General features: G+C 72.4%; 20 protein-coding genes. 1 reads left to right on the plus strand and 19 read right to left on the minus strand.

The genetic code is table 11. The features are described 5' to 3' along the window. Positions 1–65: 65 nt before the first annotated feature. The 19 genes from ACFWNN_RS03335 to ACFWNN_RS03425 all read right to left on the minus strand — a co-directional run bounded on the left by ACFWNN_RS03335 (position 66) and on the right by ACFWNN_RS03425 (position 21460). Positions 66–893 carry an HpcH/HpaI aldolase/citrate lyase family protein gene (locus ACFWNN_RS03335; protein WP_382438201.1) on the minus strand — a complete coding sequence of 276 codons (828 nt, stop codon included), beginning with the start codon at positions 891–893 and terminating at the stop codon, positions 66–68. Beyond that, a complete protein-coding gene (locus tag ACFWNN_RS03340) occupies positions 890–2353 on the minus strand; it encodes a dihydroorotase family protein (RefSeq protein WP_382438202.1) in 1464 nt (487 codons plus the stop codon). Before ACFWNN_RS03340 ends, ACFWNN_RS03335 begins: the two co-directional genes overlap by 4 nt. Before the next feature lie 16 nt (positions 2354–2369). Beyond that, positions 2370–3785 carry an MmgE/PrpD family protein gene (locus ACFWNN_RS03345; protein WP_382438203.1) on the minus strand — a complete coding sequence of 472 codons (1416 nt, stop codon included), beginning with the start codon at positions 3783–3785 and terminating at the stop codon, positions 2370–2372. Beyond that, positions 3782–4630, minus strand: a complete 849-nt coding sequence (locus ACFWNN_RS03350; protein WP_382438204.1) for a cyclase family protein — start codon at positions 4628–4630, stop codon at positions 3782–3784. The genes ACFWNN_RS03345 and ACFWNN_RS03350 overlap by 4 nt, the downstream gene beginning before the upstream one ends. Before the next feature lie 38 nt (positions 4631–4668). Then, positions 4669–7122, minus strand: coding sequence for an MFS transporter (locus ACFWNN_RS03355; RefSeq protein WP_382438205.1), 2454 nt, complete (start codon positions 7120–7122; stop codon positions 4669–4671). After that, entirely contained in the window at positions 7119–7472 is a 354-nt protein-coding gene (locus ACFWNN_RS03360) for a hypothetical protein (RefSeq protein WP_382438206.1), read from the minus strand. The genes ACFWNN_RS03355 and ACFWNN_RS03360 overlap by 4 nt, the downstream gene beginning before the upstream one ends. A gap of 10 nt (positions 7473–7482) precedes the next feature. After that, positions 7483–9411: an FAD-dependent oxidoreductase gene (locus ACFWNN_RS03365; protein ID WP_382438207.1), complete on the minus strand. Its 1929-nt coding sequence runs from the start codon at positions 9409–9411 to the stop codon at positions 7483–7485. Beyond that, positions 9408–9806, minus strand: coding sequence for a nuclear transport factor 2 family protein (locus tag ACFWNN_RS03370; RefSeq protein ID WP_382438208.1), 399 nt, complete (start codon positions 9804–9806; stop codon positions 9408–9410). Before ACFWNN_RS03370 ends, ACFWNN_RS03365 begins: the two co-directional genes overlap by 4 nt. Next, the gene (locus tag ACFWNN_RS03375) at positions 9803–10267 is read right to left on the minus strand and encodes a (2Fe-2S)-binding protein (RefSeq protein WP_382438209.1); all 465 of its coding nucleotides are present in this window, start codon (positions 10265–10267) and stop codon (positions 9803–9805) included. Before ACFWNN_RS03375 ends, ACFWNN_RS03370 begins: the two co-directional genes overlap by 4 nt. Next, on the minus strand, positions 10264–11055 hold the full coding sequence (locus ACFWNN_RS03380) for an FAD binding domain-containing protein (RefSeq protein WP_382438210.1): 792 nt from the start codon (positions 11053–11055) through the stop codon (positions 10264–10266). The genes ACFWNN_RS03375 and ACFWNN_RS03380 overlap by 4 nt, the downstream gene beginning before the upstream one ends. Then, positions 11052–13424: a xanthine dehydrogenase family protein molybdopterin-binding subunit gene (locus ACFWNN_RS03385; RefSeq protein ID WP_382438211.1), complete on the minus strand. Its 2373-nt coding sequence runs from the start codon at positions 13422–13424 to the stop codon at positions 11052–11054. Before ACFWNN_RS03385 ends, ACFWNN_RS03380 begins: the two co-directional genes overlap by 4 nt. Continuing rightward, positions 13421–13996: an ureidoglycolate lyase gene (locus tag ACFWNN_RS03390; protein ID WP_382438212.1), complete on the minus strand. Its 576-nt coding sequence runs from the start codon at positions 13994–13996 to the stop codon at positions 13421–13423. Before ACFWNN_RS03390 ends, ACFWNN_RS03385 begins: the two co-directional genes overlap by 4 nt. Then, positions 13993–15354 (minus strand): MmgE/PrpD family protein, encoded by a 1362-nt coding sequence (locus ACFWNN_RS03395; RefSeq protein ID WP_382438213.1) that lies wholly within the window; start codon positions 15352–15354, stop codon positions 13993–13995. Before ACFWNN_RS03395 ends, ACFWNN_RS03390 begins: the two co-directional genes overlap by 4 nt. Continuing rightward, entirely contained in the window at positions 15355–16152 is a 798-nt protein-coding gene (locus ACFWNN_RS03400) for an ABC transporter ATP-binding protein (protein WP_382438214.1), read from the minus strand. It abuts the gene before it with no gap. Between the two features lie 37 nt (positions 16153–16189). Next, entirely contained in the window at positions 16190–16960 is a 771-nt protein-coding gene (locus tag ACFWNN_RS03405) for a hypothetical protein (RefSeq protein ID WP_382438215.1), read from the minus strand. Then, a complete protein-coding gene (locus ACFWNN_RS03410) occupies positions 16944–18386 on the minus strand; it encodes an FAD-dependent oxidoreductase (protein ID WP_382438216.1) in 1443 nt (480 codons plus the stop codon). The genes ACFWNN_RS03405 and ACFWNN_RS03410 overlap by 17 nt, the downstream gene beginning before the upstream one ends. Next, the gene (locus ACFWNN_RS03415) at positions 18383–19426 is read right to left on the minus strand and encodes an ABC transporter substrate-binding protein (protein ID WP_382438217.1); all 1044 of its coding nucleotides are present in this window, start codon (positions 19424–19426) and stop codon (positions 18383–18385) included. The genes ACFWNN_RS03410 and ACFWNN_RS03415 overlap by 4 nt, the downstream gene beginning before the upstream one ends. Positions 19427–19456: 30 nt before the next feature. Continuing rightward, positions 19457–20212 carry an ABC transporter permease gene (locus ACFWNN_RS03420; protein WP_382438218.1) on the minus strand — a complete coding sequence of 252 codons (756 nt, stop codon included), beginning with the start codon at positions 20210–20212 and terminating at the stop codon, positions 19457–19459. 465 nt (positions 20213–20677) lie between these two features. Continuing rightward, positions 20678–21460, minus strand: coding sequence for an IclR family transcriptional regulator (locus ACFWNN_RS03425; protein WP_382438219.1), 783 nt, complete (start codon positions 21458–21460; stop codon positions 20678–20680). A gap of 78 nt (positions 21461–21538) precedes the next feature. Between ACFWNN_RS03425 and ACFWNN_RS03430 the strand changes: the two genes are divergently transcribed. Then, positions 21539–22204, plus strand: coding sequence for an SDR family NAD(P)-dependent oxidoreductase (locus tag ACFWNN_RS03430; RefSeq protein WP_382438220.1), 666 nt, complete (start codon positions 21539–21541; stop codon positions 22202–22204). Positions 22205–22218: the final 14 nt, after the last annotated feature.

Here is a 22218-nt window from a genome sequence, read left to right on the forward strand (position 1 = left end):
CCGACCTCCCCGATCCAAGTAAGGACACCCTAACTCAGATCATGAAGTGCGCTCTCCACCCCGTGTCACGATCGACGTGAACCGGCGGGTCCGGGGACGGCATCGGCCCGTGCGAGAACGTCCTGAGCGGTGCGCACGACCGCGGCGTCGACGAACCGGCCGTCGTCGTCGATCCAGACGGCGTCGGCGGACAGCCGGTCCACCACCCGGCGTGCGGCGGCGATCTCCTCCGTCGTGGGGGTGAAGACGGAGTTGACGACGTCCACCTGGGCCGGGGTGAGGGTGGTCCGCGCCCGGAATCCTTGGTGGAGAAGGGTTTCGGTGGTGGTGCGCAGGCGGCCGAGGTCGCGGACGGCGGTCTCCACGGGTCCGGCCGGCGGGACCAGGCCCGCGGCGGCCGACGCCAGGACGAGCTCCAGGCGGACCGGCCACAGCTGCGTGCGATCGGCGTCGAGGCGCAGGCCCAGCTCGCCCGCCAGGTCCGCCTCCCCGATGCCGAGCCGGACGACCCGGGGAGACGCCGCCACCTCGTCCAGGCGGCGGATCCCCCGTGCGGTCTCGACCATCGCCAGCACCGGGATCGGCCGCTCGCCCAGCAGTTCGTCCACTTCGGACAGCAACGCCGGTTCGGCCTTGGGCACGACCACGCCCTGCAGGCCGGCGCACCCCGCGATCGCCGCGAGGTCCTCGGCGGCGGCGCCGGCGTTGACGCGGACCCACGCTCGGCCGCCACCGCTCAGGTACGCGGCGACGGTCGAGCGGGCGGTCTGCTTGGCCGCCGGCGGGACGGCGTCCTCCAGGTCCGCGATCAGGGCGTCGGCGCCCCGCGAGGAGGCCTTGGCCAGCTTGTCCGGCTGGTCACCGGGGACGTAGAGGTACGAGCGCGGGTTCATGCGCCGGTCGGGCGCTTGAGGTAGGAGCCGACCGGGTCGCCGATGACCTTGCCCGCCTCCAGGACGTGGTGGCCGCGCACGAACGTGTCGGTGACGGCCGCCGTCAGCTCGAAGCCCTCGAACGGCGTGTACTCCTGCGTGGACTCGGAGTCCTCGGCGCGAACGGTCCAGGTGGTGGCCGGGTCGACCAGGGTGAAGTCGGCGTCGTAGCCCACGCCGATCGCCCCCTTGGTGCGCAGGCCGAAGCGGACGGCCGGGTTCCAGGACAGCAGCTTCGCGATGTCTCCCAACGACATCCCGCGCCGCACACCCTCCGTCACCATGCCGGGCAACAGGTACTCCGCGCCGCCGAAACCGGACTTGGCCAGGAACACGTTGTCCCTGGGGTCGCCGAACTTCTGCTCGTCGCGGCAGCACGCGTGGTCGGAGACGACCCAGTCGACCTCGCCCGCGAGCACGTGCTCCCACAGCGCCTCGACGTCCTCGCGCGGGCGGATCGGCGGGTTCACCTTGGCGCCCAGGCCCGAGGCGGTGTCGATGTCGGCGAGCAGGTGCCCGACGGTGACCTCGCGGCGGAACCGGATGTGCGGGAACGCCTTCGCCATCCGCAGCGCCGCGTCCATCGCCTTCGCCGACGACAGGTGCAGCAGGTTGATCGTGGGCAGACCGGTCTCGTGCGCCAGGTAGGACGCGATCGACACGGCGAGGCCCTCGGAGTGCTGCGGCCGGGACGCGCTGTAGGCCGCGAGCCCGGTGAGCTCGCCGGCCTCCTCGACCATCTTCGTGTACGCGGTCATGATCTCGGCCGTCTCGCAGTGCAGCGACAGCGAGATCTCGTCGGCCAGCTCCGGGTTCGCCTCCCGTGCCGCCTGCACGGCCCGCATCACGAACTCGAAGTGCGCGATGTCGTAGCGCTCGTCCGGCGGGATCATCAGGAACGAGCTCTGGTCGGCGCTGCGGCCGTGCAGTCCGTGGCCGCCGTAGAACATGAAGATCTTGAACGACGTCACGCCGTGCTCGGTCACCAGGTCGCCGATCTCACCCAGGTGCTCGCGGGACATCGGCGCGAGGTGGAACGCGTAGTCCACGTAGGACTTCCCGGAGGACGCGGCCAGGATCTCCGGGAACACCTCGGCGTACGAGCCGCCGCGGTTCATGTAGTACTGCCCGGTGCGGATGTAGTTCAGCGCGGTCGTGACGCCGCCCTGGGCGCACGCGCGGCTCTCGGTGCCGGTGTCGATCTCCAGCGGGTTGTAGATGCCCCAGTGCTGGTGGGCGTCCACGACGCCGGGGAACGCGAGCTTCCCGCCGCCGTCCACGACCACGGCGGCCTCGGACGGGTCGATGCCCGGCGCGACGCGCACGATCTTGCCGCCGGCGACGCCGATGTCGGCGCGCTCGGGCTCCGGCCGGTCGTGGCGGACGACGCGGACGTTGGTGACTAGCAGGTCGAGAGCCATCGGAACCGTCTCCTGGTCAGTCGGTGAAACGGGTGAGGGGACGCAACAGCGTGCCGAGGTCGGCGACGGTGTGCAGGGCCAGCGCGGTGTCGCGTGCGGTCGCGGCGACCTCACCGGTCAGGCGGTCCCTGGTGTTGTCGGTGAACTTGACGCCCAGCTCGGCGTCGGACAGCGGGCGGTCGGGCCCGCCGCGGTTGGTGGTGACCTCGGCCCTCCACCGCTGCCCGTCGGTCCCGTGCACCACGACGGTGGCCGGGAACTGGTACGGGAAGATCTCATCGCACGCCGCGTCCGGCACCACGGACACCTTGGCCATCAACGCCCTGCGCAGCGGGTCGCCCGCCAGGTCGTCGGTGAAGTCGTCGAGGCCCGCGCCCAGGCCCGACCCGCCGAGCAGGCCGGTCACCACGGCGAACGGGCCGGAGAACTGGGCCTGGTAGCCGGTGACGGGCGCGCGCTTGACGTCGATCGGCTCACCGATGGTCCGGATGACGGCGGACGGCACGCGCAGTTCGATCGACTCCACCAGCTCGGGGTCGGCGGGCGCGCCGTCGGCGCGCAGCAACAGCCCGGCGTCGATCGCCGCGTGCGTGAAGTGGTTGGCGGGGTAGGGCTTGAAGAAGATCCCCGGCACCGCCCACGTGCTGCCGAGGCCGTCGGTGACGGCGGCGAGGTCGACCTGGTCGCGCAGGAACGACCGGAAGAGCCCGAACCGGCCCTCCAGCACGGTCGGCGGTCCGGTGAACCCGCGCCGGACGAGCTGCGCCGCGGACACCCCGGACTGGGCCGCCCACCCGCAGTGCAGGCGCTTCACGGTGCCGCCGGTCCGGTTGGCCTCGATGATCCCGCCCGCGAACGACGCGGTGACGCCGAGCGCGTCGAGCACGCCCTGCTCCCCCAGCCCGTAGAGCAACGCGGCCGCGGCGGCCGAGCCCATCGCGCCGCAGATCGACGTGGCGTGCTGGCCGTGTTCGAAGTAGACGGAGTTGCCGAGCTCGTGGTCGTAGCCCGCCATGCCGAGCCGGATCGCGATCTCCAGCCCGGCGGCGATCGCGGACACGACGTCCCGGCCGTGCGCCCCGGCCGCCTCCCCCGCGGCGAGGGCCGCGGGGATCACGCTCGCGCTGGGGTGCAGCACGGACGGCAGGTGCGTGTCGTCGTAGTCCAGCGAGTGCGCGAGCACGCCGTTGACGAACGCCGCCCCGGTCGCGGGCACGGGACGAGCAACGCCGATCGCGGTCGCCTCCGCCCGTCCGCCCTGGTCCGCGACGTGGTCGGCGGCGGCGCGGCTGGTGGGCAACCGGTGCGCGGCCACGCAGAGCCCGAGGACGTCGAGGACCCGGCGCCGCACGGACAACGAGACGTCGTCCGGCACGCCGTCCTTCACCGACGTCGCGGCGAAGGTGGCCAACTGCTGCGCGAGAGTCGTCATGCGCCCACCACCGCGAGCGGGCGGACGGGCGAACCGGTCGCGCCGAACAACGGCAGCGGCGAGAGCACGAACAGGAACTCGTGCGCGCCCGCGGCGGCCACGCCCTCCAGGTTCAGCGTCTCGATGATGTAGATGCCGCTCTCCACCAGCAGCACGCGGTGCGCGGGCAGGACGGCGTGGCCCGCGCCGGGTGGCAGGCATTCGAACGCGATCGTGTCGGCACCGGCCGCGTGCACGCCCCGGTCCGCGAGCCACCGCGCGCCGGCCTCGCCGATTCCGGGGACGCCGGTGTCCTTGCCCTGGTAGACGGTCCTGTCCGGGTCGTCGAAGAGACGGCCCCAGCCGCTGCGGATCAGCACGACGTCACCGGCACGCACCTCGGTGCCCTGGGCCTGCTCGGTCGCGGCCAGCTCGTCCGGGGTGATCTCGTGGCCCGCCGGCAGGCCTGCCGGGTCGCCGACGGCCGCCGGCACGTCCAGCAGCACGCCCCGGCGGACCATCGGGGCGACGGTGTGCACGCCGTGGTCCACGAACTTGCCGCCGCGCCCGGCCTCGACCGCGTCCACGCCGCCGAACAACCTGCCGTCGTGCGAGACGTGGGCGAGGGCATCGATGTGGGTGCCGACGTGCGTGCCCATGGTGATGATGTCGTTGGCCGCCGAGCCGCCGTCGGCGCGCACCGCGTCACCGTGGCGGCGGGGCAGCGCGTGCCAGTACTGCGGGTGGTTGGGCGACTGCGGCATGCCGACCGTGAGCGGGCGGCCCAGGTCGTGCGTCACCAGACCCGTGGCGACGGCGTCCAGCAACGCCGCCGTGGTCGTGGCGGCCGGGGAGATCGGGGCCATGGTCGTCCTCGCTGACGGGGTGGGGGTGAGCAGGGGGTTCACGCGACGACGCCTCGGGTGCGCAGGTCGTCCACTTCGGACTGGTCGAGGCCGAGGCCGCCGAGCACGTCGTCGGTGTCGGCGCCCAGGGCACGGCCGGTGAACCGGATGCCGCCGGGCGTGGAGGCGCTGCGCCACAGCACGTTGTGCATGAGCAGGTCGCCGAAGTCGGGGTCCTCGACGCGGGTGAGCATCCCGGTGGCCGTCACGTGCTCGTCCTCGACGAGGTCGCGGGCGGAGTAGACGGGGGCGACGGCGGCGCCGGCCTCGGCGAACGCGGCGGCGACCTCGGCCTCGGTGCGGTCGGCGATCCAGCCGCCGACGTGGGCGTCGAGCAGGTCGGCGTGCGCGGCGCGGCCGTGGCCGGAGGCGAACCAGGGTTCCTCGATCACCTCGGGATGCCCGACGAGCGTCAGCACCCGTTCCGCGATGCGCTGGGCGCTGGTGGAGATGGCGACCCAGCGGTCGTCCTTGGTGCGGTAGGTGTTGCGCGGGGCGTTGTTGGTGGACCGGTTGCCGTGCCGGTGGCCGACGACGCCGAGCTGGTCGTAGACCATCGGGCCCGGCCCGACCGCGGTCATGATCGGTTCGAGCAGGTTGATGTCGATGACGTCGCCCTTGCCGCCGTTGCGGTCGCGGGCGTACAGCGCCATCGCGACGGCGGAGGACGCGGTGATGCCGCAGATGCTGTCGGCGAGCCCGAACGCGGGCAGCGTGGGCGGGCCGTCGGCCTCGCCGGTCATGTGCGCGAACCCGCTCATCGCCTCGGCGAGCGTGCCGAAGCCCGCCCGTGCCGCGTAAGGGCCGGTCTGGCCGAAGCCGGTGACCCGCACGACGATCAGGCCGGGGTTGGCCTCGTGCAGCCGCTGCGGCCCGATCCCCCACCGCTCCAGCGTGCCGGGGCGGAAGTTCTCGACGAGGACGTCGGCCTCGGCGGCGAGGCGCAGCAGCAGCGCGGCACCGTCCGGTGTGGACAGGTTGAGTCCGATGTGGCGCTTGTTGCGGGAGATCTCCTTCCACCACAACGGGGTCCCGTCCTTCACCTGGCCGTGGCCGCGCATGCCGTCGCCGGCGACGGGGTGCTCGATCTTGACGACGTCGGCGCCGTGGTCGCCCAGAATCCGCGCGCACAGCGGCCCGGCCAGGATCGTGGAGACGTCGAGGACGCGCACTCCGGTCAGCGGTCCGTTGGTCACGGGTCCCCCCTTTCCCGCCTCGGAAACCGCCGAGGCTGTTCCGTTGAGGCGAACGCTGTTCCGCTCAGAGGTTAGGCACGCCGGGTCGCGAGGGTCAAGGGCCACGACCACCGGGACGTGCGAAGAAGCCCACATCCGCCGGTTCAGGGCGGCTCCGGACGCGCTCAGCACGAGCAGTCCGCCGAGCGCGAGCCACCCGCCGGCGTACGTGCCGCCGTCGGTCAGCCAGCCCATCAGCAACGGCCCGGCGACCCCGCCCAGACAGCCTCCTGCCTGCACCGCGGCGGTCGCGGACCCCGGCGCCGAGGCGTACGCGCTGACCACGGCGTGGCCCGCCACCCCGGTCCAGCCCCAGCCCGCCGCGCCCGCCAGCAGCGCACCGGACCACAGCGCCCACTCCGCCGGAACGGCGAGCAGCGCGAAGCCGGCCGCGCCGAGCAGGAGAAACCCGACGAGAGTGCCTCTACCCGGGGTTCTGCCGCGCTGGAAGCCCAGCAGCAGCCGGGCGCCGATCGTGCCCGCGCTCGCCACCGCCAGCACCACCCCGGCCAGCCCGGCCGTTTCGCCGAGCGAAACGCCGTAGCCGACGAGGAACGCGCTCATCGACGTCGCCGCCGCGGAACCGAGGAAGAACACCGCCGTCATCACCAGCAACGGCCCGAGGGGACGCAACGACCCGCCGTGCTTCCTAGCCACCGGCGGCGACAGCCCCGGCACCGGCACCAGCGCGATCGCCGCCACCGCCACGGCCGCGCAGAGGAACACCGCCCGCCAGTGCAGGACCACCGCGAGCGTCGGCACGGCCAGTCCGGCGACCAGTGTCGCCGCCGGGATGGACGACCGTTCCAGCGCGAACGCCCGGGGTGCCGCGCGCGGCGGCACTCCCCGCGCGATCAGCATCCCGCCCACCGGTCCGGCCACCGCCGTGCCGACCCCGCCGACGACCAGCGCCAGCGTCAGCCCGGTCGCCGTGCCGCCGAACGCGGCCGCGAGCCCCAGGCACAGGACCGCCCCGGCGATGGCCAGCCGCACGGCGGCGGCCGCGCCCACCCGGTCGACGATCCGGCCGCCGAACGGCATCAGCACCCCGCCCACGGCGAAGAACGCCGACACCACGGCACCGAACTCGGGCGCGGACAGGCCCAGGTCGTCCCTGATCAGCACGCTCAGCGCGCCGGTCAGGTAGAGCGGGAGCATGTAGCCCGCGCCGACCAGGACGGCCAGCCAGACCACCCGTCCGCCGCGGGCCGTGCTCACCCCCAGATCTCGTCGGCGTAGGTGATGTTGACGTCCGTGCGCCAGCCGGTCGCCGGGTCCTGGCCCCACTTCTCGCGCCACTTCGCGGCGTGCGCGAGGACGGCCGGGTCGCCGTGGTGCAGCGCTCCCCCGGCGTGGAAGGCGTCCAGGTCGTCGACGAACATGAGGTCGAAGTGCTTGAACCACTCCTCGCCGCGCGCGTTCTGCCGCACGACGTAGTTCGCGTAGTTCTGGATGCCGGGGTTCTGCCGGAAGACCGGGTAGTCGACCGTGCGCGTGTACTCGGCGTACTCCTCCAGCGGGACGCCCGGCTTGATGTTGTAGGTCAGCAGGACGAGCTTGCGGGCCATGCGGGGCCTCCTAGATCGAGCGGCCGAGGACGTGCCCCTCGGCGACGGCTTCCAGCAGTGAGCGCGGGGCGACGGCGTCCCCGGCGAGGTGCACGGGCACGCCCGCCTCGGCCAGTTCGCCGGCGAGCGCGTCCTCGGGGTCCGGGGGCTCGACGACGACCACGTCGGTCAGGCCGGGCAGCGCGGATCTCGCGTCGGTCAGGGAGTTCGTGACGGTCGCGGCACGCACGTCCACAGTGGACGACGTCCAGAACCGGACTCCCAGGCCGCGCAGGCGTTCCACGGCGGTCATGCGGCTGTACTCGCTGACCGCCCAGAGCGGGGCCGCCGGTGCCGAGACGACGTGCACGGCCGCGCCGCACCGGGCGGCGGTCTCGGCCACCGAGGCGGTGGTCCAGCTGCCCTCGTCGTCGAGGACGAGCAGTGTCCGGCCGGACCACTCGCGGCCGCGCAGCACGTCGTCCGGGGTCAGCGCGGTGCCCCAGCCGGGGATGTCGCGGGGCCGTCGCACGCCGCCGGTGGCGAGCACGACGGCGGTCGGGGCCTCGGCGAGCACGTCGGCGGCGGTGGCCCTGCGCGGACGGACGGGCACGCCGAGCCGGGCGAGCCGGCGTTGCTGGTGGCGGCGCAACCGGTCGAGGTGGCCGCGCCCGGCACCACGTCGTCCGATCCGCAGCTGGCCGCCGAGCTCGCCCGCCGCCTCCCAGACCGTGACGGTGTGGCCGCGTTCGGCGGCGAGCGCGGCGGCCTCGGCACCGGCCGGTCCCCCGCCGATCACGACGATCCTGCCCGGCGTGGCAGCGGGTTCGGGGACCTCGGGCCACTCGGTCTCGCGGCCCACGGCCGGGTTGACCATGCAGGTGATGGGGCGGTGCCCGGCGATCTCGCCGATGCAGAAGTTGCAGGAGACGCACGGCCGGATGTCGGCGGCACGGCCCTGGCCCGCCTTGGCCAGCAGGTGCGGGTCGGCGATGTGGGCGCGGGTCATCGCGACGGCCGCGAGCCCGGCGGCGAGTCCGCGTTCGGCGTCGTCGAGGTCGACGAACCGGCACGCGGCGAGCACGGGCGTCCTGGTGCACCCGGCGGCGACGGCCAGGGTCTGCGCCAGGTACGGGGTGTGGCCCTCGCTCATGTCGGCGACGTGGTGACCGATGGACGGCACCGTGTACGAGGCGAGCGAGAGGTTGAGGAACGCGAGCGGGCGGGTGCCGTCGAGCAGGGCGGCGATGTCCTTGCCCTGCTGGAGGTCCTGACCTTCGGCGACCAGCTCGTCCACGCTCATCCGCACACCGACCGCGACCGCGGAGCCGATGGCGTCCAGGACGGCGTCGAGCACCTCCAGCGGGTAGCGGAGGCGATTGTCGAGGCTGCCGCCGTAGGAGTCCTCGCGGACGTTGGAGTGCGGCGAGATGAACTGGTGCAGCAGGTGCCCGTGACCGAAGTGGATCTCCACGCCCTGGAACCCCGCCGCCACGGCGAGGTGGGCGGCGCGCACGTAGGCGTCGCGGACCTCGGTCATGTCGCGGCGCGACATCGCATGTGGGGTGCTCCCGGCCGCGTTCCAGCGACGGGCGGACGGCCCCCAGGCGGCGGTGCGGCGGAAGACGTTCTCGCTGTGCCGGCCCGCGTGCGTGATCTGGGTGAACACGGCGGCACCGGCGCCGCGCACGGCCTCCGTGATGCGCTGGAGGCCCGGCAGGGCGGCGGGGATCGACGCCAGGCCGCCCGCCCTGCCGAGACTGGTGGGGTGCACGCGCAGCGGTTCGGTGACGATCAGCCCGGCGCCGCCGCGCGCCCGTTCCGCGTGGTAGGCCACGTGCCGGTCGGTCGGCAGGAAGTCCTGGCCGAAGTTGGTGGTGTGGGCGGAGACGAACACGCGGTTGCGCAGCCGCACCCCGCCGATCTCGACCGGCGAGAACACCCGCGGCCAGGCCGTCACGGCCGCCACCGGGCGTCCAGCTCGGCCTCGGTCCTGGCGTGCAGCACGCCGGTCTCGGCGAGGTCGTTCCAGACGAGTTGTTCGACGATCAGCCCGTCCCGCAGCACGAACCGGTCGACGTAGCGGACGTGGTCGAAGCGGACGCCGTGCAGGTTCTCGCCGTACAGGCGTCCCCACGAGTACACGACGTCGTCCACCGTGTCGCAGTGGTCGCGGTGCTTGCCGACAGAGCGGTAGCGGGTCGCCGACACGGCGGCCAGTTCCGCCAGGTCCCGGTACTCGCGGCCGCCGGGGAAGAGCATCCGGACGGACGGGTCCAGGTGGCGTGCGGCGTCCTCGGCACGGCCCTGTTCGACGGCGGCCAGGAAGTCCTCGACGATCTCCGCGGGCGTCATCCGGCCTCCCGGACGCGGCGGGCGGCCTCGCGCACGGCCGCGACGATCGTGTTGTACCCGGTGCAGCGGCACAGGTTCCCGTTGATCGCGGCCAGGATCTGCTCGTCGGTCGGGTCCGGAGTGGACTCGATCAGCTCCTTCGCGGTGAGCAGCATGCCCGGCAGGCAGAAGCCGCACTGGAAGGCGAACTCGTCCCAGAACGCCTCCTGCACGGGGTGCAGCGCGTCGCCGTCGGCGAGCGACTCGACGGTCTCGACCTCGCCGCCGTCCGCGCTCAGCGCCAGCACCGAGCAGGACTTGGTGGTGCGGCCGTCGAGGACGACCGTGCACGCGCCGCAGTCCCCGGTGAGGCACCCGACGTGCGTGCCGGTGAGCCCTGCGCGTTCGCGGACGGCGTGCACCAGCAGGGTCCGCCCGTCCGCGTCGAACTCGCGCTCGACGCCGTTGACCGTCAGCCTCATGACTCCTCCTCGACCGCGCGCGCCACGGCACGGGCGGCGATCACCGGGGCGATCCGGCGCCGGTAGGCGGCGTCGGCCAGCACGTCCGACCAGGGCGGGGCGGCGTCGAGCGCGGCGTGCACGACACCGCGCCAGTCCACGTCCGCGCGGTCGGCCGTGACGACGACGGGCCGGTCCGCGGCACCGCCGATCGCGACGCGCACGCCGTCCGGCCCGGCGACGGCCGCCGCGGTGACGATCGGCCAGCTGCTCTCGGCGAGCTTGAACTTGAGATATCCCGTGGTGCCGCTGGAAACAGGCACGTGGAACGCCCGCAGGACCTCGTCGGGCTCGCGCACGGTCCGGAAGCCTCCGACGAAGAACTCCTCCGCCGGCACCTCCCGCTCGCCCCGCGCGCTGACCAGCCGCATCCGGGCCCCCAGCGCCACCAGGCAGGCCGGGACGTCCGAGGCGGGGTTGGCGTAGCAGGCGGACCCGCCCGCCGTGGCCCGGCCGCGGATCTGCGGTCCGCCGGTGATCCCCCGCGCCACGAACGGCAGCAGCGGCAGGTCCGAGGCGGCCAGCGCGTCGTAGGTCGCCATCGCGCCGACCTCGTGCCCGGACGGATCAGCCGTGATGGCACCGAATCCGGCGCGGGACAGGTCGACGACCCGGCCGGGACGGGTGCGGCCGTGCGTCATGTCCGGCACGACCATCGTCCCGCCGGCCACCGCGACCGCGTCCCCTCCGGACATCGCCGCCACCACACCGTCCACATCGGACGGGGCGAAGAACTCGGGCGCGCTCATCGGGCCGCCTCGTCCAGCAGCGCCAGCACGGCGGGCGGGGTCAGCGGCACCCCGGTCACGGTCACGCCGAACGGCGCCAGCGCGTCCTCGACGGCGTTCGCCACGGCGGCCTGCGCCCCGCCGACACCGGCCTCGCCCGCGCCCTTGTTGCCGTGCATGGTGAACGGGCTGGGCGTGACCTGGTGGATCATCCGCATGTGCGGGATGTCCCCGGCGCGGGGCAGCAAGTAGCTCTTGAACCTGTCGCTCGCGAGCGTGCCGTCCTCGGCGAAGACCAGCACCTCGGACAGCGCGGCCCCGAGCCCCATCGCGACGGCGCCGCGGGCCTGTCCCTCGACCAGCGCCGGGTTGATCATGGTGCCGCAGTCGTGCGCCATCACGTAGTCCCGCAGCGTCACCTTGCCGGTCTCGGCGTCCACGTCGACCACGGCGGCGTGCAGGCAGCTCGAATAGGTCGGGTACGGCTGGATGCGCCCGTGCTCGTCGGGGGTGTGGTCGATGTTGCCCGGCTTGTACGCCCTGGTGGACTCCAGCACCGGCTCGATCCCGGTGCCCTCGGCGAACGCCCGCGTCAGCAGCGCCCGCGCCACGTCCGGGACGGGCAGGCAGCGACCTGGTTCGGCGACGACCCGCACCACACCGTCGACCACCTCGACGTCCTCGGCCCCGAGCAACCGCGAGCCGAACGCGGCGAGCTTGGCGCGGACGTCCCGCGCGGCCAGCGTCGCCGACCCGCCGCCGACGACCATGCTGCGGCCGCTGAAGTTGCCGAACCCGGTGGGGCACCGGTCGGTGTCGCCCTGCACCAGCTCCACCCAGTCGATCGGCACGCCCAGTTCGGCCGCCACGATCTGCGCGATGCCGGTGTCGTTGCCGCCACCGGGGTTCGTGACGCCGGTCAGCACGGTCACCTTGCCCGTGACGCTCATCCGCACGGTCGTGGTGTCGAACCCGGACACGAACGTCCCGGGGCTGTCGGAGGACTCCGGCGTCAGTTCGAACGCCAGCCCGATGCCGAGGTACGAGTCCTGTGCGCGCAGCTCGGCCTGGCGGGCTCGCAGCGCCGGGTAGTCCAGGGCGTCGAGGACCTTGTCCAGCAACCCGTGGAAGTCGCCGCTGTCGATGTTGAGGCCGGTGGACGTGCGGTACGGGAACTCGTCGGCGGGGATGAAGTTGCGCCGGCGCACCTCGGCCGGGTCCATGCCGAGTTCGCGGGCCACCAGGTCCACCACGCGTTCCATCACGAAGTGGGCGGCGTCCTTGCCGAACCCGCGCGCGGCGTTGATCGGCGGCTTGTTGGTGCAGACGATGTCGAGGTCCACCCGCACGTCCGGCACGGCGTACCCGGACGGCAGCGTGGTGGCGGACATGTTCGGCATGGCCCAGCCCGCCTGGGCGGTCAGCACGCCGATGTCCGCGATGATGTGGTTCACCAGCCCGGTGATCCGGCCGTCCCGCGTCGCGCCGGCGCGGAACCGGTGGACCTGCTCGCGCGCGCCGTTGGCCAGCGCCTGCCGCCGGTCCTCGATCCACTTCACCGGCCGGCCGACGAGCACGCTGGTCAGCGCGACCAGCGTCTCCTCTGGATGGCCCTGCATCTTGAGGCCGAAGCTGCCGCCGACCTTCGCGGTGACGATCTGGATGCGGCCCTCGTCGATGCCCAGCGTCTGCGACAGCATCCAGCGCAGCTGGTGCGGGTTCTGGCACGAGCCGTGGATCGTCATCTTCTCCGCGTCGGAGTCCCACGACGCGAGGTAGCCGCGCGGTTCCATCGGCGCGGTGGTGGACCGGCCGATCCGCAGCTCGCCGCTCACCACGACCGGCGACTCGGCCAGCCGCGCGTCGGGATCGCCGGTGCCGTACCGGTTGTGGATGACGACGTTGCCGGGCCAGTCGTCGTAGATCCGGGGCGCGTCCGGGCGCATCGAGGCCTCGGCGTCGAGGACGTGCGGCAGCCGCTCGTACTCGACCTCGACCAGTGCGGCGGCGTCCTCGGCCTGCTCCCGCGTCTCGGCGACGACGGCGGCCACGGGCTGGCCCGCGAACAGCACCTTGTCCGCCTGCAGGCAGTAGATGTCGGTCCGGTTGCCTTTGCGGGCGGCCGGGTCGATGAAGTACGGGATGGGGCCGGTCAGCGCGACCGCGCGCTTGCCGCTCAGCGCCAGGTGCACGCCGGGCGCGGCCTCGGCCTTCGTGGTGTCCACCGAGAGGATCCGGCCGTGCGCGATCGGGCTGCGCACGACGTGGAGGTACAGCATTCCCGGTGGGCGGTAGTCGTCCACGAACCTGGCCCGGCCGGTGAGCAGGGCGCCACCGTCGCGTTTGCGCGGCGATCCCCCGATCCCCGCGCCGGGAACCGTTGCGCTCACGGCATCTCCACGCGCAGCCGGCGGCCGGTGCGGAACACCGGGTTGCGCTTGTCGACGTCGAGCTTGTGCACCTCGCCGTCGGCGTTCACGGCGGACTGCAGGCCCTTCGTCACGCCAGGGGTGCTGGAGATGAAGAACTTCTGGCCGTCCTGGGTCGGGAACGGCGGCTCGTGCCAGGTGCCGCGGCGGATGTTCAGCACGGCGTCGCCGGGCACGAGGAACGCGCGCACGGCCGCGAAGTCCGGGAACCCGTCGGCCAGCGGCGCGTCCGGGGCGGCGACGACCGAGACGAACGGGATGCCGCCGAGCGGGATGAACGTCTGCGTGACGCCGTGGTGGCGTTCCAGGTAGCGGATGTCGCCGCCGCGGTAGCCCACCCGGAAGTAGATGAACTCGACCGGTTCGTCGGCCTCCAGCAGCATCGGCCCGTGGATGGCGTTGAGGCCGTTGTAGAGGTCGATCGGCAGCTTCGGCGTCGCCTCGACCGACACGACCTCGCCGAACGGGGCGAACGCCTCGGGCGTGATCGGCTCGGGGACGATCGTGAACACGTCGGACTGGATGTCGGTCATGCCTGGGCCTCCTGGAAGACGGTCACGAGGGCGATCAGGTCGCGCACCGAGCCGGACGGGCCCAGCAGGGCCTCGGCGACCCGTGCCGCGTTCTCCGCGCCGACGACGGGATCGGCGTACGCGCCGAACTTGGCGAGCAGCCGGTCGCGGTCCATCGGCGCGCGGCTGTCCCCGGCGGGCGTGTCGACGGTGCGGGTCAGCGTGCGGCCGTCGGTGGTGGTGAGGGTGACGCGGGTGGCGGTGTACTCCGGGTAGAGCGCCTCCAGGTCGTCGGCGCGGCGCAGGCCCACGAGCCCGGCGACGCGCAGCACCTCCGGGTTGGTGCGCCGGTCCGTCGCGTACTGCCGTCCGCCCACGTACCGGTCGGCCAGTGCGGCGCCGACGGCGAACGGCAGGCTGAGCGTGCAGGCGACGGTGCTCGGGTCCGCCCCGACCGGGCGGTCGACGAGCAGCAGCGCGACGTCGTACGCCTCGACGTCCACAGTGGACACTTCTGACGGCTTGAGGTCGTGCTCCAGCGCGAGTTCGGCGGTCGCCTGGGCGGCTCCGTGAGTGTGGCGGCAGCCGGCGAACCACTTCTGGTGGACGTCGAGGATCGTCCACTCGGAACCGAGCCCGTGGGCCGTGTCCCCGTCGCCGCCGAGCACCGAGACGAGGCCGCGCGGGTGTTCGACCACCTCCCGCCAGCCGGTCAGGCCCGTCGTGGCGGTGAGCGCGCCCTCGACCCCGGCGCGGGCGATCTGGCCGGCGAACGCGGGCTTGGCGCCCGGAGCGGCGAAGATCGACTCGATGAGGATCGCCGGCGCGAAGAACGCCGTGGCCCCGATCGCGTCGGCGATGCCGTCCTCGGACAGGCCGAGCAGCCGGGCGCACCCGGCCGCCGCGCCGAACGAGGCCGCGGTCGGGAACCAGCCCGCTTTGGTGGCCTGCGGGTGGGCAGCCCGCGCGATCCGGTTCGCCACCTCGTAGGCGACCACGACGGCGGTCAGCAGGTCCGGCACGTCCGCGTCGACGTGCTCGGCCACCGCCAGCACGGCCGGGATGGCGTGCGAGGGGTGGAACCCGCCGAACCGGTAGCCGTCCTGGTGTTCCAGCACGTCCGCCGCCGCGCCCATGGCGTACGCGGCGTCGGCCAGCGGGGCGGCGAACCCCGGCCGCGCGCCCACCGCCGTCGCCTCCGGCACGCCACCACGCGACCGCACGAGCCCGGTCAGCGCGACGACCTCGGGCACGGCCGCGCCACCGATCGCCGCGCCGACGCAGTCGAGCACCAGCGCGCCGGCCTTGGCCACCACCTCGGGAGGCAGACCGTCGTACGACGCGCCCGCGGCGAACGCGGCGAGCGCCCGCGTGGTCATCTAGTCCCCGCCCAACTGCTTGCGCAGCTGGCCGACCAGTTCGCCGAAGTGCGCGTCGTCGGCGACGCCCAGCTCGCGCGGACGGGCGAAGTCGACCGAGACGACGTCCTGGACCCGGCCCGGCCGCTGCGACAGCAGCACGACCCGGTCGGCGAGGAACACGGCCTCGCTGATGGAGTGCGTGACCAGCACGACGGTCTTGCCCGTGTCCTGCCAGACCTGCTGCAGCAGCAGGTTCATGGAGTCGCGGGTCATCGCGTCGAGCGCGCCGAACGGTTCGTCCATGAGCAGGATCGACGGCCGGTGGATCAGCGCGCGGGCGATCGCCACGCGTTGCTGCATGCCGCCCGACAGCGCCTTCGGGTAGTGGTCGAGGAAGTCCTTGAGCCCGACCAGTTCCGCGAGCTCCTCGGCCCGCGCGCGCCGTTCGGCCTTCGGGATCCCCTTGCCCTCCAGGGGAAGCGCGATGTTGCGCCACACCTTGCGCCACGGCATGAGGTTCGGGGCCTGGAAGACGAACCCGAGCGAGCCGAGCGCGTCGCGGACGGGTTCGCTGCCGCGACCGGAGAACAGCGGCTTCCCGCCGATCTCGATCACGCCCTCGGTCGGCGCGATCAGGCCGGCCAGCATGCGCAGCAACGTCGTCTTGCCGCAGCCGGACGGGCCGAGCAGCACGACGAACTCGCCCGGCTTGACCTCCAGATCGGTCGGCATGAGCGCCCGGACGGGTCCTGCGCCCGCCTGGTACTCCTTGCCGACGCCGCGGACGGAGATCGAGGCTCCGCTGCCGGTGTCCATGCTCTTCCCCTTCGGCCGGGTGAGGTCGGAAGTGGTCTCAGTCGGCATACGCCACCCTCGCCAGCTCGTCCCACGCGCCTGCGGGCGGCGGGGTGCGGTACTCGGTCGTGGTGGCCGCGTCCGAGCGGATGAACGACATCGTGCCGCTCCGGGAGTACAACGGCCCGTGGAAGACGTCCGGGGAGCGGAAGAAGTACGCGCCCTCACGCATGACGCCGCGCGCCCCCATGAGGACGTCGCCGTAGATCTTGAAGGACTCCTCGTACACCGGGTGCGCCTCCTCGTCGGCGGACCGCCAGCCCGGCATCATCGCGGCGAGGTAGATGTAGACGGAGTCGTCCTGCCGCAACGTCTTGAGCATCGCGCCGGGGTCGAGCTCGACCTCACCGCTCCACGTCGCGGGCGTCCACCGGAGCAGTTCGGTGTGCGTGATGGCCGTGCGCTGCCCGCTGTCCTCTTCGGACACGAACCTCGGCGCGCCCCAGAAGCCGCAGTACAGCGTCAGTCCGCGCACCGACGGCTTCAGGTCGATCGTCGCGCCCGCCGGGACGTGCACGTAGTCGTTGACCTCGATCCGTTCGCCGTCGAGCGTGCCCGAGCCGCCGACGACGTAGATGTCCGCCTCGGCGGGCAGCACGCCCCGGTGCTCGGCCCGCACCTGGAGCAGATGCGTCTCGGCGCCGTCGGACGGGTCGGTGCTGAGCAGCCGCTTCCGGCCGCCCGCCGCCGCGCCGAAGTCGCCGTCGGGCACGAGCGTCCACGGCACGTCCGCGCTGTGGATGAAGTCGACGTCAGGCCGATTCCACATCGGAGCTCCTCGGGGTCTGGGCCGCGCGCTCGCCGAGCAGGCGGCCGAAGGACAGGGCCGGGGTCACGCTCATGCCGCTGACGAAGGACTTGCCGGACAACGCGCTGCCGCCCAGCACCTCCCCCGCCGCGAACAGGTTCTGGAACGGGCCGTCCGGGCCGAGCACGCGCAGGTCGCCGTCGACCGCGAGGCCCGCCGGGCTCTTGAGGGTGGTGCCGTGGTTGCGCACCGCGTAGAACGGGCCGCGTTCGAGCGGCAGCGGGAGGTGCGTGCGGCCGAGGCGGTCCTGTCCTTCCGCGACGGCGGCGTTGTACTCCTTCACCGTCGCGGCCAGTCCCTCCGCGTCGATCCCCGTCGCCTCGGCGAGCCCGGCGAGGGTGTCGGCCTTCGCGAACGAGGGGTGGCCCGCGAACGCCTCGTCGAGCTCGCGGGCGGGCCAGGTCGGCAGCAGTGCCGGGGCCTGGTCCCGCACGGCCTGGTCGTAGATCACCCAGAACGTGAGGTCCGGCTGGTCGAGCAGGGCGTTCTCGCGGACGTCCACGCTCTCGGCGTCCTCGGCGACGAACCGCTCGCCGCGGACGTTGACGTGGATCTCCCACGGGGCCCTGCTCTGCGGGGTCAGCGCCGGGTAGTCGTCCAGCGGCACGGTCTTGGACCCGCTGTCGCGCAACAGCACCCCGCCGTACGTCGGGAGGAACAGGTCCTCACCGCGCACCCGCGCGCCCAGTTCGAGGGCGGCGAGCAGGCCGCCTCCGGTCGAGGTCGGCGCGCCCGGTCCCGCGAGCGGCGCGCCGTTGGTGAGCTTCGGGAACAGCTCGGCGTTGCCGGAGTAGCCGCCGCTGGTCAGCAGCACGGTCGTCGCCTCGATGTCGGTGACCACGCCGTCCGGTCCGGTCACCGCCGCGCCGCGCACCCGGCCGGGGCCGTCCTGGTGCAGGGCGGTCATGGTGGTGCCGGGCAGGAAGGTGATCGCGCCGTCGGCGCACCACCGTTCGAACCGCGGCAGCAGCACCTCCAGCACCGAGCGGCCCCCGTTGCGGCCCCAGTAGGTGCGGGGCAGCGAGTACGGCTCGTGGAAGTACAGGATCGCCGGGGCGTCCGGGTGCATGTCGAACCCGGCCGACATCAGCCAGTCGATGGTGGCGGGCGCGTGCTCGACCGCGAGCCGCACCAGCACCGGGTCCGCCGTGCCCTTGCTGATCCGCATCACGTCGTCGAAGTGCAACTCAGGCGTGTCGTGAATGCCTTTGGTGCGCTGCAACCTCGTGCCACCGGCGGACATCTGCGCCCACGAACGCCACAGCGTTCCGCCCGCCTGGTCGCTCTGCTCGACGACGGTGACCTTCAGCCCCGCCCGCGCGGCCTCGATGGCGGCGGGCAGGCCGGCGGTCCCGGCGCCGACGACGAGAAGATCGGTGTGCGTCACAGGGCGTCCACGAACTGGCTCGTGACGAAGTCCGTGATCGGCCGGGAGCGGTCCTTCACGATGCCGGACTTGCGCATCAGCTCCAGCGCCGACTCCCACGCGGGCAGGTCGACGGAGAGGTACTTGGCGCCGTCGGCCGGCTTGCAGATGACCGGCTGGGCCTCGACCTTGAGCTTGGCCAGCTCGCGGTCGCTCACCTCGACCTTGTTGAACGCGCCGATCGCGTTGAGCACGCGGTCGAGGTTCTCCGGCTTCTCGACGAACTCGAAGCCCCGGCGCGACGCCCGCAGGAAGCCCGCGATGGCGTCCCCTTTGGACTGGACGTCGGCCTTCTTCACGAAGTACGAGTCGCCGGGCATCTTCGCGAACTCGTCCGTGTTCAGGTAGTGCAGGTCGATCTTGCGCTGCTTGAACGCGGCCTCGGAGCCGATGAACGTGATGAAGCCGTCCACCTCGCCGCGGCGCAGGAACTCGAGCGAGCCGACGTCCGCTCCGGTGACGACCTTGCGGACGTTCTTCGGGTCGAGTCCCTTCGCGACGGACATCGCGTCGAGGAGCAGTTCGGTCGTTCCGCCCTTGGAGATGACGCCGATCGTCTTGCCCTGCCACTGGGCCGGGTCGGTCAGCGGCTTGGCCGGGTCGGAGGCGACGCTGTACTGGCTGCGGTGGTCACCGTGCGCGACCGTGATGATCTCGGTGTTGTTGTCCGCGATGAGCGGGCAGGTGATCACCGAGGCCGCCTTGCCGAAGAGGCCCTGGCCCGCGGCGACCTGCGAGATGGAGCTCGCCGTGCCGGTGCCGCCGACCGGGGTGACCCGGATTCCCGCCTCGGCGAAGTACCCCTCCTGAATCGCCACGTACACGTCCGCGTAGTTCGTGATGTGCTGGAACGGCGTGACGAACACGGCTTCGGGAAGATTCGGGTTGCCGGACGGCCTCGTGGAATTACCGGTCGAGGGCGCACAACCGATCAGGAAAGAGCTTCCGCCGGCGGCCGTGACGGCGAAGGCGGTGGTCCGGAGAAAAGAGCGTCGGTCCATGTGGGGATCTCCTGGAAGAGAGAGCGAGGTCTACAGGGAGGAGGCACGCCCCGACGACTCGTGCCACGGGATCGCGAATCGCCGGATGCCGGCGACCACGGCGTAGAGGAGGAATCCGAGGACGGTCATGATGATCACGACCGCGAACAGCTGGTCGGTGCGCAGACTGGCGAGCATGACCGTGGCCAGCGCGCCGAGGCCCTCGTCGCCGCCCAGGTACTCGCCGACGATGGCGCCGGTGATGGCGAAGACGATGCCCAGCTCGATGCCGGTGAGCACGGCCGGCAGCGACGACGGGATGTCCAGCGAGATGACCCGCTTCCACCACGGGGCCTGAATGACGCGCATCAGGTCCCGGTGCCCCGGTTCGATCGAACGAATTCCCAGAATCGTGTTCTGCGTCATCACGAAGAACGAGATGATCGCGGCCATGAAGATCTTCGAGGTCAGACCGAAACCGAACCACAGCAGCAGCAACGGCACAATGGCCACTTTCGGCACGACCTGGGTCGCCACGAGAAAAGGCGAAAGAATGCGTTCCACGCCCGGCATCCGGCCCAGCACGATGCCGAGCGCGACACCGATCACCACGGCGATCCCGAAACCGACGAGCGTTTCGTAGAGCGTCACGTAGGTGGCGTGGTAGATCATCGGCTGGCCGAGCAGGTCGACGAGCGCGATGAGCACGTCCTCGGGCGGCGGGACGATCAGTTCCCCGACGCCGGAGACCACGGTGTAGAGCTTCCACAGCCCGATGAGCGCCGCGAGGATCAACGGCGTGGTCACCCAGAGCAACCAACGGGGCCCCACCTCTCCGCGCTGGGCGGAGCGAGCGGGAGACGGTGCGACCTGACTTTCGCTTGCCATGCGGCGGCCTCCTGGAAGCCGATGGGTGTCCGTCCGTATCGCCTACCGGAACGGCGTACCGGATTCCGGCACTGTAGGCACGCACGGGAAGCGCGGTCAAGGACTCACGGAGAGGTCTGCCGGGTTGTGTTCAAGCTGTGTTCACCCAGATGGACAGTCCGGAATGGACCACGTGCGCACGGTGATTACCCGTTCCGCTCAAGGGAACAGGGCAGGGGAAGGACTCACTCGAAGGAGGTTCGAGTTCAGCGGCGGTGATGACGGGGTCTCGGCGAACCGGCGTTCAGCGGCGGTGGCCGGGACGTCGAGCACCTCGGGCTTCGCGAACGAGCACACGGTCGCGTTGCCGCCGGCCAGTGTGGCGGCGTGATCGGCGAACGCCGTTCAGCGGCGGTGGCCGAGACCGGCCGACACGGCGGCCGCGGCGGAGCTCACCAGCGCGCCGTACTCCTGCACCTTGTCGTCGCTGATGCGGGCGACGGGACCGCAGACCGAGACGGCGCCGTAGACCAGGCCGGTCGCGTCGAACACGGGAGCGGCCACCGAACCGGCGTCCACCTGCCGTTCGCCCCGGCTGACCGCGTAGCCGCGAGCGCGGATGCGGTCCAGCTCGGCCAGCAGCTCCTCACGGCTCGTCACCGAGACGGAGCCGACGAGGTTGCGGTCGAGGTAGCCCTCGATCTCGGCGGCCGGCAGAGCCGACAGGATCGCCTTGGACGACCCGCCGACGTGCAGCGGGAACAGCTTGCCCAGCTGCACCGCCATCCTGATCTCCTGCGGCGACAGCACCTGGGTCAGGTACATGCGCTGGTCGCTGTAGCGGACCGACAGCGTGGCGGTCTCGTTGGTGGCCGCGACCAGGCGTTCCATGTGCGGCACGGCGACCTTCGGCACCTCGAGCCGGTTGAGCGCGGCCAGTCCGAGGCTCACCGCGCCCGGCCCGAGCCGGTACCGGCGCGTCCGTTCGTCCACGACGAACAGTCCCGTGGCGACCAGCGTGCGGGCGGCGCGGTGCACGACCGTCTTGCTCAACCCGAGGGTGCGGGCCAGCTCGGAGACACCGACGTCGGGCTCCGGCGACTCGGCGACCGCGAACACGATCTGCAGGGCACGGGTCAACCCGGACGAGGTCTCCCCGTCCTCGGCCGCACCGCCCCCACTCGTCATGCCGGGGATTATAAGTGAAGATCATTCGATCGCGCCCGCGTCCGGCACCGGGGTCGTCCGCACGTGTTAGAAAGACCCATGGCAGCCACAACAGCACTGGTCGTAGGGGGTGCGGGCGGCATCGGCGGCGCCTGCGCGGCCCGTTTCCGCGCGGACGGCACCACCGTGCTCGTGCTCGACCGGGCCCTGGGCCACAACGCCGCGGACCCGGACTCGGTGGCCGGAGTGCTCGACGGCGCCCCACCACTCGACGTCGTCGTGCACGCGGCCGGCTCGGTCGGCCACGGCGGCATCGAGGACCTCGACCTCGCCCAGTGGTACCGCGTGCTCGACGACAACCTCACCTCGGCCGTGGTCGTCCTCCAGGCCGCGCTGCCGCTGATGAACCGCGGCGGCTCCGTCGTGCTCTTCAGCTCCGTCAACGGCCGGCACGGCGGCAACCGTCTGTCCGGCCCGGCCTACGCCGTGGCCAAGGCGGGGATCATCGGCCTGACCAAGCACCTGGCCAAAGACCAGGCCTCCCAAGGCATCCGGGTGAACTGCCTGGCGCCGGGGCCCGTCGCCACGCCGATGATCGACCGGCTCTCCGCCGTGGAACTGGCCGAGCTGCGCGCCACCATCCCGCTCGACCACATCGCCGCGGCCGAGGAGATCGCGGGCACGGTGGCGTGGCTGTGCTCTCCGGCGGCCGCGTCGGTCACCGGCACGACCATCGACGTGAACGGCGGCATGTACCTGTCCTGAAACAGACCGGTGGC

The organism is Lentzea sp. NPDC058450 (assembly GCF_042721395.1).
In the GTDB taxonomy this organism is placed as follows: Bacteria; Actinomycetota; Actinomycetes; order Mycobacteriales; family Pseudonocardiaceae; genus Lentzea.

What these genes read in the sequence shown, in the direction of transcription:
- ACFWNN_RS03340 (WP_382438202.1), bottom strand. Translation starts at nt 2,353, where the DNA reads ATGGCTCTCGACCTGCTAGTCACCAACGTCCGCGTCGTCCGCCACGAC.
- ACFWNN_RS03415 (WP_382438217.1), bottom strand. Translation starts at nt 19,426, where the DNA reads ATGGACCGACGCTCTTTTCTCCGGACCACCGCCTTCGCCGTCACGGCC.
- ACFWNN_RS03380 (WP_382438210.1), bottom strand. Translation starts at nt 11,055, where the DNA reads ATGAGCGCGCCCGAGTTCTTCGCCCCGTCCGATGTGGACGGTGTGGTG.
- ACFWNN_RS03335 (WP_382438201.1), bottom strand. Translation starts at nt 893, where the DNA reads ATGAACCCGCGCTCGTACCTCTACGTCCCCGGTGACCAGCCGGACAAG.
- ACFWNN_RS03345 (WP_382438203.1), bottom strand. Translation starts at nt 3,785, where the DNA reads ATGACGACTCTCGCGCAGCAGTTGGCCACCTTCGCCGCGACGTCGGTG.
- ACFWNN_RS03405 (WP_382438215.1), bottom strand. Translation starts at nt 16,960, where the DNA reads ATGTGGAATCGGCCTGACGTCGACTTCATCCACAGCGCGGACGTGCCG.
- ACFWNN_RS03395 (WP_382438213.1), bottom strand. Translation starts at nt 15,354, where the DNA reads ATGACCACGCGGGCGCTCGCCGCGTTCGCCGCGGGCGCGTCGTACGAC.
- ACFWNN_RS03425 (WP_382438219.1), bottom strand. Translation starts at nt 21,460, where the DNA reads ATGACGAGTGGGGGCGGTGCGGCCGAGGACGGGGAGACCTCGTCCGGG.
- ACFWNN_RS03390 (WP_382438212.1), bottom strand. Translation starts at nt 13,996, where the DNA reads ATGACCGACATCCAGTCCGACGTGTTCACGATCGTCCCCGAGCCGATC.
- ACFWNN_RS03360 (WP_382438206.1), bottom strand. Translation starts at nt 7,472, where the DNA reads ATGGCCCGCAAGCTCGTCCTGCTGACCTACAACATCAAGCCGGGCGTC.
- ACFWNN_RS03375 (WP_382438209.1), bottom strand. Translation starts at nt 10,267, where the DNA reads ATGAGGCTGACGGTCAACGGCGTCGAGCGCGAGTTCGACGCGGACGGG.
- ACFWNN_RS03350 (WP_382438204.1), bottom strand. Translation starts at nt 4,630, where the DNA reads ATGGCCCCGATCTCCCCGGCCGCCACGACCACGGCGGCGTTGCTGGAC.
- ACFWNN_RS03430 (WP_382438220.1), top strand. Translation starts at nt 21,539, where the DNA reads ATGGCAGCCACAACAGCACTGGTCGTAGGGGGTGCGGGCGGCATCGGC.
- ACFWNN_RS03400 (WP_382438214.1), bottom strand. Translation starts at nt 16,152, where the DNA reads ATGGACACCGGCAGCGGAGCCTCGATCTCCGTCCGCGGCGTCGGCAAG.
- ACFWNN_RS03370 (WP_382438208.1), bottom strand. Translation starts at nt 9,806, where the DNA reads ATGACGCCCGCGGAGATCGTCGAGGACTTCCTGGCCGCCGTCGAACAG.